This is a genomic window from Lentzea albida, assembly GCF_900111005.1.
GTDB classification, from domain to species: Bacteria; Actinomycetota; Actinomycetes; order Mycobacteriales; family Pseudonocardiaceae; genus Lentzea; species Lentzea albida.
The window spans coordinates 142,921-154,603 of the sequence record NZ_FOFV01000008.1 but is presented as its reverse complement, the minus strand read 5'-3'; the positions used below and the strand labels follow the sequence as shown (position 1 = coordinate 154,603).

At 70.6% G+C, this 11,683-nt stretch carries 12 protein-coding genes; 9 read left to right on the top strand and 3 right to left on the bottom strand.

The window, feature by feature from the left end; all coding sequences use genetic code 11:
* The first annotated feature begins 24 nt into the window (after nucleotides 1-24).
* The 8 genes from BMY74_RS21255 (at nucleotide 25) to BMY74_RS21220 (ending at nucleotide 6,754) form a co-directional block, all read left to right on the top strand.
* Nucleotides 25-588, top strand: a complete 564-nt coding sequence (locus tag BMY74_RS21255; protein WP_030465839.1) for a SigE family RNA polymerase sigma factor — start codon at nucleotides 25-27, stop codon at nucleotides 586-588.
* A 228-nt stretch (nucleotides 589-816) separates the two neighbouring features.
* Nucleotides 817-1,725, top strand: coding sequence for an ROK family protein (locus BMY74_RS21250; protein ID WP_245786271.1), 909 nt, complete (start codon nucleotides 817-819; stop codon nucleotides 1,723-1,725).
* The gene (gene nagA, locus BMY74_RS21245) at nucleotides 1,725-2,876 is read left to right on the top strand and encodes an N-acetylglucosamine-6-phosphate deacetylase (protein ID WP_089918622.1); all 1,152 of its coding nucleotides are present in this window, start codon (nucleotides 1,725-1,727) and stop codon (nucleotides 2,874-2,876) included. The genes BMY74_RS21250 and nagA overlap by 1 nt, the downstream gene beginning before the upstream one ends.
* Nucleotides 2,877-2,880: 4 nt before the next feature.
* On the top strand, nucleotides 2,881-3,075 hold the full coding sequence (locus BMY74_RS21240) for a hypothetical protein (protein WP_089918620.1): 195 nt from the start codon (nucleotides 2,881-2,883) through the stop codon (nucleotides 3,073-3,075).
* A gap of 23 nt (nucleotides 3,076-3,098) precedes the next feature.
* Complete coding sequence (locus BMY74_RS21235; protein ID WP_245786296.1) at nucleotides 3,099-3,815, top strand: DedA family protein; 717 nt, start codon at nucleotides 3,099-3,101, stop codon at nucleotides 3,813-3,815.
* Nucleotides 3,816-3,955: 140 nt separating this feature from the next.
* Nucleotides 3,956-5,101, top strand: a complete 1,146-nt coding sequence (locus tag BMY74_RS21230; RefSeq protein ID WP_218159694.1) for a glycoside hydrolase family 18 protein — start codon at nucleotides 3,956-3,958, stop codon at nucleotides 5,099-5,101.
* Between the two features lie 2 nt (nucleotides 5,102-5,103).
* Entirely contained in the window at nucleotides 5,104-5,304 is a 201-nt protein-coding gene (locus tag BMY74_RS21225) for a hypothetical protein (RefSeq protein WP_089918618.1), read from the top strand.
* Nucleotides 5,305-5,338: 34 nt separating this feature from the next.
* On the top strand, nucleotides 5,339-6,754 hold the full coding sequence (locus tag BMY74_RS21220) for an amidohydrolase family protein (protein WP_143091653.1): 1,416 nt from the start codon (nucleotides 5,339-5,341) through the stop codon (nucleotides 6,752-6,754).
* 157 nt (nucleotides 6,755-6,911) lie between these two features.
* On the opposite strand, the gene BMY74_RS21215 is transcribed toward BMY74_RS21220, so the two are convergent.
* The gene (locus tag BMY74_RS21215; protein WP_089918612.1) at nucleotides 6,912-8,288 is read right to left on the bottom strand and encodes an FAD-binding oxidoreductase; all 1,377 of its coding nucleotides are present in this window, start codon (nucleotides 8,286-8,288) and stop codon (nucleotides 6,912-6,914) included.
* Nucleotides 8,289-8,445: 157 nt separating this feature from the next.
* On the opposite strand from BMY74_RS21215, the gene BMY74_RS21210 reads away from it, so the two are divergent.
* Entirely contained in the window at nucleotides 8,446-9,114 is a 669-nt protein-coding gene (locus BMY74_RS21210; RefSeq protein WP_089918609.1) for a DedA family protein, read from the top strand.
* Nucleotides 9,115-9,121: 7 nt separating this feature from the next.
* Here the strand turns inward: BMY74_RS21210 and BMY74_RS21205 are convergent, their stop codons facing one another.
* Nucleotides 9,122-9,526 (bottom strand): peptidase inhibitor family I36 protein, encoded by a 405-nt coding sequence (locus BMY74_RS21205; protein WP_089918606.1) that lies wholly within the window; start codon nucleotides 9,524-9,526, stop codon nucleotides 9,122-9,124.
* A 46-nt stretch (nucleotides 9,527-9,572) separates the two neighbouring features.
* On the bottom strand, nucleotides 9,573-11,681 hold the full coding sequence (locus tag BMY74_RS21200; protein WP_089918604.1) for an ATP-binding protein: 2,109 nt from the start codon (nucleotides 11,679-11,681) through the stop codon (nucleotides 9,573-9,575).
* Between the last annotated feature and the right edge of the window lie 2 nt (nucleotides 11,682-11,683).

The window sequence follows — 11,683 nt, the reverse complement described above, 5'->3', positions numbered from 1 at the left end:
AGCTGACCGGTACCGTCCTACATCGTGGTTGGCGAAGAAACCCCGCGCACCGTGCAGGACACCCTGACCAACCTGCGAATCAAGGACGGCGTCGCAGGACCTCCCACAGGGCCGCTCACGCTCGAAGACCTGTACAAGCAGCACCGCATGCGCCTCATCAGGCTCGCGCTGCTGCTCGTGGACGAGCCCGCGACCGCCGAGGACGTGGTCCAGGAGGCGTTCACCGGCCTGCACCGCAACTGGAAGGGCCTCCGCGACGCCCAGGCGGCCGTCGGGTACCTCCGCACGGCCGTGGTCAACGGTTCCCGCAGCGTGCTGCGCCGGCGCAAGACGGCCCGCGACTACACGCCCCCGCACGTCGCGAACGCGCGCTCGGCCGAGTCGCTCGCCATGCTGACGGCGGAGCACCAGGCCGTCGTGAAGGCGTTGCAGCAGCTGCCGCCGCGCCAGCGCGAGGTGCTCGTGCTGCGCTACTACGGCGACCTGTCGGAGGCCGAGATCGCCGAGGCCACCGGTATCTCGAAGGGCACCGTGAAGTCGACGGCGTCCCGTGCGCTCGACGCGTTGCAGAAGATCATGGCGGGCTGAACGGGCCCTGCCGCACCCAGCGGAGACCACCACCCGACGTGCCGGGTGGTGGTCGAGCACGTCCTCGTGAGGCCACCGGACCGGCCGTCCGAGTAGTGAGGCAACTTTCCCATTTCCCCTGTCGGCGCCGTTTTGACCGTTCCGTGCGGTTTCAGCTCGTAAGACCACCCGCCCAAATCGGTACTTGGTATAGACCAATAGGGCCCCCATGCCGCAGGATCAGATCCCGTGGCACGCAGACACGTGGTCGCCGTTGACATCGGTGGCACCGAAACCAAGGCGGCGCTGGTCTCCGGAACGCGGGAGTCCGTCGCGGCGGAGAAGCACGCGCGCAGGGCGACGCCCGGCGAGCTGGAACCCCTCCTCGCCGTCATCGGCGAGCTCGTCGAGGAGCTCGCCAACGCCTCCGAGCACGAGATCGACGCCGTGGGGATCGTGGCGCCGGGCATCGTGGACGAGACCAACGGCGTCGGCGTGTACACGACCAACCTGCCGTGGAACCGGTTCCCGTTCAGCGAGGTCATGACCGAACGCCTGGGGCTCCCGGTCGCGTTCGGGCACGACGTGCGCGCCGCGGGCCTGGCCGAATGCCGCATGGGTGCCGCCAGGGACCTGCGCAACGCGGTGATCATGCCCATCGGCACCGGGATCGCCGGCGCGCTGCTGCTGGACGGGAAGATCTACGGCGGCGGGGGCTACGCGGGCGAGATCGGCCACGTGGACGTCGGCCACGGCGTGCCCTGCGCCTGTGGCCAGATCGGCTGCGTGGAGACGGTGGCGTCCTCCGCGGCGATCGCCCGCCGTTACACCGCACGTACCGGCACCCCCGTCAACGGCGCCGCCGAGGTCGCACGCAGGGTCGCCGACGGGGAGCAGGACGCAGTCGCCGTGTGGCACGAGGCCGTGGACGCGCTCGCCAGGGGGATCCTGGTGCTGGCGACGCTGCTCGGTCCGGAGGCCGTCGTCCTCGGCGGTGGGCTCGCACTCGCAGGAGATCTGCTGGTGGAGCCCCTGAGGGAAAGGCTGGACGGCCTGATCGCCTTCCAGCGCCGACCGGAGCTTCGGCTCGCGGCGCTCGGCGACGAGGCGGGCTTCCTCGGCGCGGCGCTGCTGGCCATCGACACGCTGGAGGCGTGATGAGCACGTGGGGTGGACCAGTCGACGTGACCCTGACCGGTGGTCGGGTCGTCACGCCGGGAGGGGTGCTCGAGAACGGGTGGGTGAGCGTCCGGGACGGGCGGATCGCCGCGGTCGGTGAGGGCGCCGCGCCCGACGGCCCGACGACCGACGTCGCCGGCGGCACGATCGTGCCGGGGTTCGTCGACATCCACTGCCACGGCGGTGGCGGTGCCGCGTTCACCAGTCCCGACCCCGAGAAGGTCCGCAAGGCGGCGGCCGCGCACCGCAGGCACGGCACCACGACGGTGCTGGCGTCGCTGGTCACGCGTCCCGTGCCGGAACTGGCCGACCAGGTCTCCGCGCTGGCCGAGCTGGTCCAGGAGGGCGTCGTCGCGGGCATCCACCTGGAGGGCCCGTTCCTGTCGGCCGCCCGCTGCGGCGCGCACGACCCGGCGATCCTGTGCCCGCCGGAGCAGACCTCGGTGACGAAGCTGCTCGACGCGGGCAAGGGCACCGTCCGCATGATCACCCTCGCGCCCGAGCTCGAAGGCGCCGTGCACGCCGTGCGCCAGCTCGTGGACAACAACGTCATCGCCGCCATCGGCCACACCGACGCCACCGAGGCCCAGGTCCGCCCCGCCGTCGACGCGGGCGCGTCGGTGGCGACGCACCTGTTCAACGGCATGCGCCCGCTGCACCACCGCGAGCCGGGTCCGATCGGCGCGCTGCTGGACGACGAACGCGTCACCGTCGAACTGATCTGCGACCTGGTCCACCTGCACCCGACCGCCGTCCGCCTCGCGGCCCGTCACGCGGGCCTGAAGCGCACGGTCCTCATCACCGACGCCATCGCGGCGGCGAGCGTCGGCGACGGCGTCTACGACATCGGCGGCCTCGAGGTGCGCGTCGTCGACGGGGTGCCGACGTTGGCCGGCGGCGCCTCCCTCGCCGGCAGCACGCTCACGATGGACATGGCGTTCCGCAACGCCGTGAACTCGTGCGGCCTGACCCTCGTGGAGGCCGCGCACGCCGCCTCGACCCGCGGCGCCGAGCTCCTCGGCCTCGACACGGGCAAGCTGGAGGCCGGGCTCGCTGCGGACCTCGTCGTCCTCGATGCAGAATTGAAGCCGAGGGACGTGATGGTCAGGGGCGAGTGGGTCAAGGACTAGGTGGATGGCGGACGATCCGGAGCGACTGGTGACCGACGCCCTGCGCGCGCAGGCGACCAGCACGAATGCCGGATTTGTCGCACCTGTCCCAATCGCTGACGAGGCCCCCGCACCCATGTCCGCGTGGTGGGTGCTGGGCCTCGCCCTGCTGTTGGGCCTGGCAGCGGGCACGGTGGCCGCAGTGATCACCCTGAGCTGACCTGTACCGTTGTCGCCGTGACGATTGCATTGGGCCCTGACTGGCTGGACCCCACCGTTCTGCTGAACGGGCTCGGCCCGTACATGCTCATCGGGTTGTGCCTCATCATCTTCGCGGAGTGCGGGCTCCTCGTCGGTTTCTTCCTGCCGGGCGACTCCCTGCTGTTCACAGCGGGTCTCTTCGTCGCCGCGGGCACCATCGACACCCCGCTCTGGCTCGTCTGCGTGCTCCTGACGATCTGCGCCTTCGTCGGCAACGTCGTCGGCTACTACATCGGCAAGAAGGCCGGCCCGGCGCTGTTCAGCAAGCCGGAGTCGAAGATCTTCAAGAAGGAGTACGTCGACAAGACGCAGGAGTTCTTCGACAAGTACGGCGCCCGCGCCATCGTGCTCGCCCGGTTCGTGCCGATCGTCCGCACGTTCATCACGGCGATGGCCGGCGTGGGCCGGATGGACCCGAAGAAGTACTTCACGTACTCCGCGATCGGCGGCGTCGCGTGGGCGGCGGGCCTGACGATCCTCGGCTACTTCCTCGGCCAGGTGTCCTTCATCAAGGACAACCTCGAGATCACGCTGCTCGCCATCGTCTTCCTGTCGATCGTGCCGATCATCATCGAGGTGATCAAGGCGCGCAAGGAGAAGAAGTCGCTCCTGCAGGAAGAGGCGGACGACATCACCCAGGTCATGGACGCGCAGCTCCAGGACGACTCGACGCAGATCATCCCGCGCGTCGAGCGCTGACACCGCACGAACTCCGAAGGCCCGTCCGCTCCAGCGGGCGGGCCTTCGCGCATCCTTGGACGCGTGTTCGCCGACGGCCTTGCGGCAGACCTCCGACCGCCCCTAGGTTTGCTAGTGGTCCAGACCACTGGAGGTCCGTGATGTCGTTGCTCCGCAAGGGATTGGCGGTCGTCCTGGCCGCGCTTTCCGCCTCGGTTGGCATCAGCACGGCCGACGCCTCGCCCAAGAGGATCGTCGGCGCGTACTACGGCAACTGGTACAGCGCCTCGAAGCCCATCTCGGCCATCCCGTCGGACACGCCGATCACCCACCTGTTCTACGCCTTCTCCACCATCGAGAACGGCAAGTGCACGATGACGGCCCCCACCGCGGCCAAGGACTTCCAGGACATCCGCGGCCTCAAGAAGCGCAAGCCACAACTCAAAGCGCTGATCTCGCTGGGCGGCTGGGGCGCGGGCGGGTTCTCCGACGCCGCGCTGACCCCGGCCTCCCGCGCCACGCTCGTCCAGTCCTGCCAGGACCTCTTCTTCCGCGACGGCACGTTCGACGGCATCGACATCGACTGGGAGTTCCCGGTCTACGGCGGTCCCACCGAGATCACGGACCGGCCAGAGGACCGGCGCAACATGACGTTGCTGACCAAGGACTTCCGCAGGGCGCTGGGCGCGAAGAAGCTCGTCACCGCCGCGCTGCCGGCCGGCCGGTTGCAGACCGACGGCCCGTACGACCCGGCGAAGTCGTTCGAGTTGCGCGAGCTGTCGCGGATCATGGACTTCATCAACGTCATGACCTACGACCTGGGCACCGGGTTCTCGCCCGTGGCCACCTTCAACGCCGGGTTCCGCGAGGTCGCGAACGACCCGATGCCGGCCGCCGACCGCAGGTGGAACAACGTCGTCGGCGCCATCGACTACTACCAGCGGCACGGGGTCCCGCCGCGGAAGATGGTGCTCGGCACGCCGTTCTACGGGCGTGGCTTCACCGTGCAGAGCGAAGGGCCTCAGCACGGGCTCTACCAGCCCTACGACAGCACGTTCTGGGTCGACGGGTACGAGGAGGCGATGAAGCTCAAGGCTTCTCCCGGCTGGAAGGAGTACTGGCACCCGGTCGCGCAGTCGCCGTGGCTCTACAACGCGGCCGAGAAGAAGTTCGTGTCGTACGAGAACCCGCGGTCGATCGGCATCCGCGCGGACTTCGCCAGGGCACGCGGCCTGCTCGGCACGTTCATGTGGGAACTCGGGCACGACGACGCGCGGCACTCGCTGCTGAAGGCCATGTCCCGCTGACGATGCACAGGACCGAGGACCGCATCGCCCTGCTGCGCCAGGCCCTGAGGAGCCCTGACGTGTGGCAGGTCTCGGCCGCGCTCGCGTACGTGGCCGAGAAGCTGGAACCCGAACACCGCGCGGCGCTGGTGCCGGACCTCGTCGAGTTGTGCGCCAGCCCGCTGTGGGCGTCGGACGCGCGCGAGGTGCTCGAAAGGATTTGAGTCTCCAGCAACGTCAAGGTGTTGGTTGATCGGCATGACCACCACTCGACGTGAAGTACTGGGATGGCTGGCAGGACTCGGTGCGGCGGCCGGCCTGCTCCCACGTGAAGCCGGCGCCTCCCCGCGCGTCACGGCGTTGCGCGGCGCGACTCTCATCGACTCGTCCGGTGTCCGGCTGAACACGACCATCGTGCTGGCGGACAACCGGATCCTGGCGATCGGGCGCGACCTGCCGCTGCCGCGCGGCTCCACGGTGCTGGAAGGCAGGTTCGTCATCCCGGGCCTGTGGGACATGCACGTGCACGGCGCGTTCCTCGACCGGATCACGTTGCCGCTGTGCCTGGTCAACGGCGTCACGGGCATCCGCGAGATGTGGGGCTTCCCGCCGATCTACGAGCTGCGCGGGCGGATTGCGCGCGGCGAGGTGCTCGGACCGGAGCTGGTCGTCGGCAGCGCGATCATCGACGGCCCGCACTCGACGTTGCCCGGCGCGTTGGTCGTCAGCACGCCCGACGAGGGCAGGCAGGCCGTGCGGGACGCGAAGGCGCAGGGCGCGGACTTCGTGAAGGTCTACTCGTACCTCGACCTCCCCACGCTCACGGCCATCGCGGACGAGTGCACGAGGCAGGCCATCACGTTCGCCGGGCACTGCTCGAACCACGTGCCGCTGGGCGACGCGAGTGACCTGGGGCAGAAGACCTTCGAGCACATGTACGGCCTGTCGCTCGCCACCAGCACGCGGGAAACCCAACTGCGCCAAGCGATCGCGGACCTTCCGCTCGACCCGGCGAACTCGTTCGCGTGGTTCCAGCAGGTGCTGGAGTTCGAACGGCAGGCCGCCCTCACGCACAGCCGGTCCAAGGCCGTCAGACTCGCGAACCGGCTGCGGCGCAACAACTCCGCGCTGTGCCCGACGATGGTCGCGATGCGGGTCTACTCCAGCCCCGCGGACCGGTTCGCGAACGACCCGCGGATGAAGTACATGCCGTCCTTCTACCGCGACCTGTGGCGCGACCAGCTGAAGAACTGGGCTCCGGTGACGCAGCAGGAGATCCGGCAGCAGGCCGAGTTCTTCCGCCGCCGCCAGGACCAGGTCGCGGAGATGCACGAGCACGGCGTCGAGGTCCTCGCCGGCACGGACGCGGGCAACCCGTACTCGTTCTCCGGTTTCTCCGTGCACGACGAGCTGGAGCTGCTGGTCGAGGCAGGCCTGTCCCCGAAGGCGGTGCTGAAGGCCGCCACCCGCGACGCCACCGTGCGGCCGGGGGACGCCGCGAACCTCGTCGTGCTCGACGGCGACCCGCTCGACGACATCCGCAACACGCGACACGTCCACACCGTGCTGGCCAGGGGGAAGGTCCTCGGGCCGGCGGAACGGCGGACGATGCTGGCGGACGTGGAGAAGGCCGCACAGGAGCCGTTCCCCACCGTCCAGCGGACCTGTTGCTAGTGGTGTGGCTCAGAACGTTGCCGGTGTATTCGTGTTCAGACGGGTGTGTCGGGGTGCCGCCCCCACGTCCTCGTACTGGTTGTACGGGGGCGTGGGGGCGGTGCCGCGACGGATCCTGCTGAGCGCGGATGCGCCGCCAACGTTCTGTGCCACGCCACTAGAGGCTGAACATCGAACCGGGGTTGAACAGGTTCTCCGGGTCCAGCGCGCGCTTGATGTCGCGGTGCACCCGGAGACCGACCGGCCCGATCTCCTTCTCCAGCCACTCCCGCTTGATCTTGCCGATGCCGTGCTCGCCGGTCACCGTGCCGCCCAGCGCGAGGCCCACCGCGAGGATGTCGTCGAACGCCTTCTGGGCGCGCGCGAACTGGTCGGCGTCGGCGGGGTCGTAGACGATCGTCGGGTGCATGTTGCCGTCGCCCGCGTGGCCTACGACGGCGATCTTGAGGCCGACCTCCTTGGAGATGTCCTCGCAGCCCTGGATGAGCTCGGCGATGCGGGTGCGGGGCACGCACACGTCGTCGGTCAGCCACGAGCCGTAGATCTCCAACGCGGTGAGCACGGCCCTGCGCGCCGTCAGCAGGTCACGGCCCTCGTTGACGTCGGTCGTCGAGTAGACGAGGTCCGCCTCCAGGCAGATCTCCTCGATCTTGGCCAGTTCGGCGCGCGCCTGCTCGCCACCGGCATCGGACTGGCAGATCAGCAGCGCCGCGCAGCCGGGCCCGGCGCCGAGCTCGGTCTTCAGGTACGTCTCCGCGGCCTCGATGGAGACCCGGTCCATGATCTCCATCAACGAAGGCACCAGGCCCTCGCGGACGATCCGGCTGACCGCGGCACCCGCCAGCGCCGTGGTGCTGAAGGCGGCGACCAGCGTGGCCGGGGCCTGCGGCAGCGGACGCAACGCCAGCGTCGCCTTGGTGATCACGCCGAGGGTGCCCTCGGAGCCGATGAAGAGCTTCGTGAGGTCGTAGCCCGCGACGCCCTTGACGGTGCGGCGACCCGTCCGCAGCACCTCGCCGTCGGCCAGCACGACCTCCAGCCCGAGCACCGAGTCGGTGGTCACGCCGTACTTCACGCAGCACAGGCCGCCCGCGTTGGTGGAGAGGTTGCCGCCGATCGTGCACCAGTCGTAGCTGCTCGGATCCGGCGGGTAGAAGAGGCCGTCCTTCTCGACGGCACCGCGCAGGTCGAGGTTGACCACACCGGGCTCGACGACGGCGAGGCGGTTGTCCGCGTCGATCTCGACGATCGCGTTCATCTTGGTCGTGACGAGGACGACGCAGCCCTCGATCGCGTTCGCGGCGCCGGACAGGCCGCTGCCCGCTCCCCGCGGGACGATCGGGACGCGGTGACTCGCGCAAGCCCGCACCACCGCCTGGACCTGCTCGGTGTTCAGGGGGAACACCACCGCCAACGGACTGCCGTGCGGCGCCAACGGCATCATGTCGCGTTGGTAGCTCGCGGTGACGTCCGTGTCGGTCAGGACGCCCGAGTCACCCAGTGCGGCGCGGAGTTCGGCGAGCAAGGTCTCCATACCCGCCACGCTAGCCGGAAACGCCTGGTTGACTCGATGGTCAATCCGAGCGGAGAGGTGGTCACGAGGTGACTCAGCGTGCTCAACGCAGATTTCGCCCGCCCGTCAACCCGATGTCGCCGTGCCGCCGGCACATCACGACGTAGGCTGGTTCACCGTGGCGCACGCATTCGCCTCGCTGGAGACCGCGGGTCCGGTGGCCGTCTGGGTCATCGTGCTGAGCTTCATCTTCGTCGAGTGCGCTTTCATCTTCGGGCTGTTCCTGCCCGGCGACTCGCTGCTGTTCGCGGCCGGAGTGGTTCTCGCGACGCACAACAGCGAGCTGTCGGCGTGGCTGCTGTCGCTCGCGGCCCTGGTCGTCGCCGTCGTCGGCAACCAGGTCGGGTACTTCATCGGCCGCGGCACCGGCACGCGCGTGCTCGCCCGCAAGGGCGGCAAGGTGCTGAACAAGCAGAACCTGCAACGCGCGGGCGAGTTCCTCGACCGCCGCGGGTTCTGGGCCGTGGTGCTCGCGCGCTGGATCCCGTGGATCCGCACGCTGGCACCGATGATCGCGGGCGCGGCCCGGATGGACCTCCGGAAGTTCACGCTCGCCACGACCATCGGCGCCATCGCGTGGGTCCCGACGCTGGTGCTGGCCGGTTACTACGGCGCCGGCATCCTGCAACAGCTCCCCTGGCTCGAGACCGCCGCGATCGTCGTCAGCATCGCCTTCTTCCTGGGCGGCACCGGCTGGGGCATCTGGCGCTACCGCCAGGAGATGGCGAAGCCGATCGACGAGACCAGCGAGGACCTGGAGCACGTCAGCCACCCCCAGGCCGGCTGACGGGCCCTCACAGGAACAGGTGCGACGCGTTCTCGTTCTCGGTGTTGACGAGGTTCTGGCAGCGACCGGCGGGGATCGTGTCGTACGCGCCCTCGTGGTAGCTGTTGAAGTACACGCGCACGGCCCTGGACCGCTTGTTGCACGCTGACATCGCGTTGTTCTTGACGCAGTCCTGGAAACCGGGCTGACCTGCGGTCCTGTACTCGTAGCACGTCGGCTGCGAGGTGCCGTACGTGTCGATCGAGGTCGTGAAGTCGGACAGCGATCCGAAACTGTCGGGCCCCCAGTACAGGCAGAACTCGCCGGAGTCACACCTGCCGTCACGGGCTGCGGCCGAGGCGGCGGGCGTGGCGACCAGGACGGACACGGCGGCGATCGCACCCGCCAGGAGTTTCTTCGAGAAGTTGTTCATGTCGTCGATCGTGGCGAGAACGTACGGGCCCCAACAGCGACAACCTCTACGAAGCACCTCCACATTTCGCGAGGTGCTGCCGCAGGCTCGCCTGCCGCCGGAGGTCGCCGTGGCGTTCGGCGATGTGGAGCCCGCGCCGCAACGTCTCGGCCGCCGCCGCGCGGTCGCGGCGCAGCAGGTGCACGAGCCCCAGTTCCTCCAGGCACGCCACCTCACCCACCGGGTCGCCGCCCTCGCGGAACAGGTCGAGGCTCCGCGCCAGCGCCGTCTCGGCGTCCTCGGTCCGGCCGGACCGCCGGTGCAGCGCGCCGATCCGGTGCAGCACGCCCGCGCACGCCCGGTCGTCGCCTTCGAGAGTGCTCAGCCGCAGGCTGTCGAGGTAACAGCGCAGCTCACGCGCGTGGTCGCCCGTCTTGCCGTAGGCGCTGCCGAGCTGTTCCAGGACCGCTGCCTCGACGCACCTCAGCTCCAGCTCGCGGGCCAGGACGAGGCTCTCCTCGCCGATCTCGACCGCCTCCAGCACCTCGCTGAGGTTCGTGAGGCAGACCGCCACGCCGTTGGTGTCGCCCAGCTCCCGGAACGCGTCGAGCGCGCGGCGCAGGTGGCCCGCGTCGCGCAGCGCCACGCCGAGGTCCATCTCGACGATCGCCCGCGCCGCCGGGTCGCTCGCCGCGGGCAGCGCCAGCCCGCACACCTCGGCCCAGTCCGCGCGGTGGTCGCGGCTCAGGTAGTACGGGAACAGCCCGATCGCGAGCCTGACCAGCGCTTCGGCCGGCACACCCGGCGTCCGGCAGAGGTCGGCGAGGTGCGGGCGGTGCTCGTCGAGCCACGCGAACGCCGCCGCGGCCGTGGTGAACTCCGGCGCGCCCGCGGCCCACGCCGGGTCGGCCCAGAGCCCGCGCAGGCTGTGCGGCACGGCCAGCGCCACCGACCGCCAGGCCACCGCGACGAACAGGTCGGCGACCCTGCCCAGGGCTTCGGAATCCGCCGGCTGCTCGCGCGCGTAGGTGCGGACGAGGTCGTGCATGCGGTAGCGGCCGGGAGTCGTGGCCTGCAGCAGGTGCAGGTCGGCCAGCCGTTCGAGGACCAGTTCGGCGGAGAGGGAGTCCGCGTCGAGCAGGCGGGCGGCGACTGGCAGCGAGACGTCCTCGAAGACGCCGAACAGCGCGAACGCCGTCCGGTCGTCCGGGTCGAGCTGGTCGACGGACACGGCGAAGCTCGCCCGGACGCCCGCGTCGTCGCGGTCCAGCTCGTCGAGCCTGCGCACGGCCAGGCGCCGCGCGAGGTGGGCGATCGGCCAGGCGGGCCGGGACGCGAGCCGGGCGCCGGCGAGGTGGACGGCGAGCGGCAGCCGGCCGCACAGCTCCACGACCTGCTCGGCGGCCGAGGCGTCGGCGGTCCGTTCCGGTCCCGCGTAGGCCGCGAGCAGGTCGAGCGCCTCGCGTTCGGGCAGCACGTCGAGCCGCAGGTGGTGGGCCTGCGGCAGGGTGTCCATGGCCCGGCGGCTCGTCACGACCGCCGCGCAGCCGACGGTGCCGGGCAGCAACGGCTGGACCTGGGCGGCCGTCGCCGCGTCGTCGAGCACGAGCAGCACCCGCCGCCCGGCGAGCGCCGACCGCAGCCGCGCGGAGGTCTCGGCGAGCGTGCCGCCGTGGTCGGGCCGGTCCAACGCGCGCAACAACTGCCCCAGCGCGTCCTCCGGCGGCAGGCTCCCACGCAGGTCCAGGTACAGCTGCCCGTCGGGGAAGTGCTCCGCCACCAGATGGGCGACGTGCAACGCGAGCGAGGTCTTGCCGACGCCGGCCATGCCCGCGACGACCACCGTGCCGGACCGTGCGAGCAGGTCCGCCAGCTCGGCGACCTCGGCCTCCCGCCCGGCGAACCGCACGGGCGCGGCGGGGAGCTGCCGGACCGGGGCGGACGCCTCGCAGCGGGGCCGGGGCGTGCGGGCGGCGGCCGCGGCGAACTCCGCGCGGTCGTCCGCGTCCAGCCCGAGGGCGTCGGCGAGCCTGAGCACCGTCTCGCGGTGGGGATGGCGGCGGTCGCCCCGTTCGAGGGCACCGACGGCCTGACCGCTCAGCCCGGCCTTCTCGGCCAGCGCCTCCTGGGTGAGCCCGGCGGCGAGCCGGTGGCGCCGCAGCAGGTCGCCCAGCACGC

Excerpts from the sequence above, each read along its gene's own strand:
- BMY74_RS21240 (WP_089918620.1), top strand. The coding sequence starts at position 2,881 with ATGGCGGACGATCCGGAGCGACTGGTGACCGACGCCCTGCGCGCGCAG.
- BMY74_RS21215 (WP_089918612.1), bottom strand. The coding sequence starts at position 8,288 with ATGGAGACCTTGCTCGCCGAACTCCGCGCCGCACTGGGTGACTCGGGC.
- BMY74_RS21205 (WP_089918606.1), bottom strand. The coding sequence starts at position 9,526 with ATGAACAACTTCTCGAAGAAACTCCTGGCGGGTGCGATCGCCGCCGTG.
- BMY74_RS21230 (WP_218159694.1), top strand. The coding sequence starts at position 3,956 with ATGTCGTTGCTCCGCAAGGGATTGGCGGTCGTCCTGGCCGCGCTTTCC.
- BMY74_RS21225 (WP_089918618.1), top strand. The coding sequence starts at position 5,104 with ATGCACAGGACCGAGGACCGCATCGCCCTGCTGCGCCAGGCCCTGAGG.
- BMY74_RS21220 (WP_143091653.1), top strand. The coding sequence starts at position 5,339 with ATGACCACCACTCGACGTGAAGTACTGGGATGGCTGGCAGGACTCGGT.
- nagA (WP_089918622.1), top strand. The coding sequence starts at position 1,725 with ATGAGCACGTGGGGTGGACCAGTCGACGTGACCCTGACCGGTGGTCGG.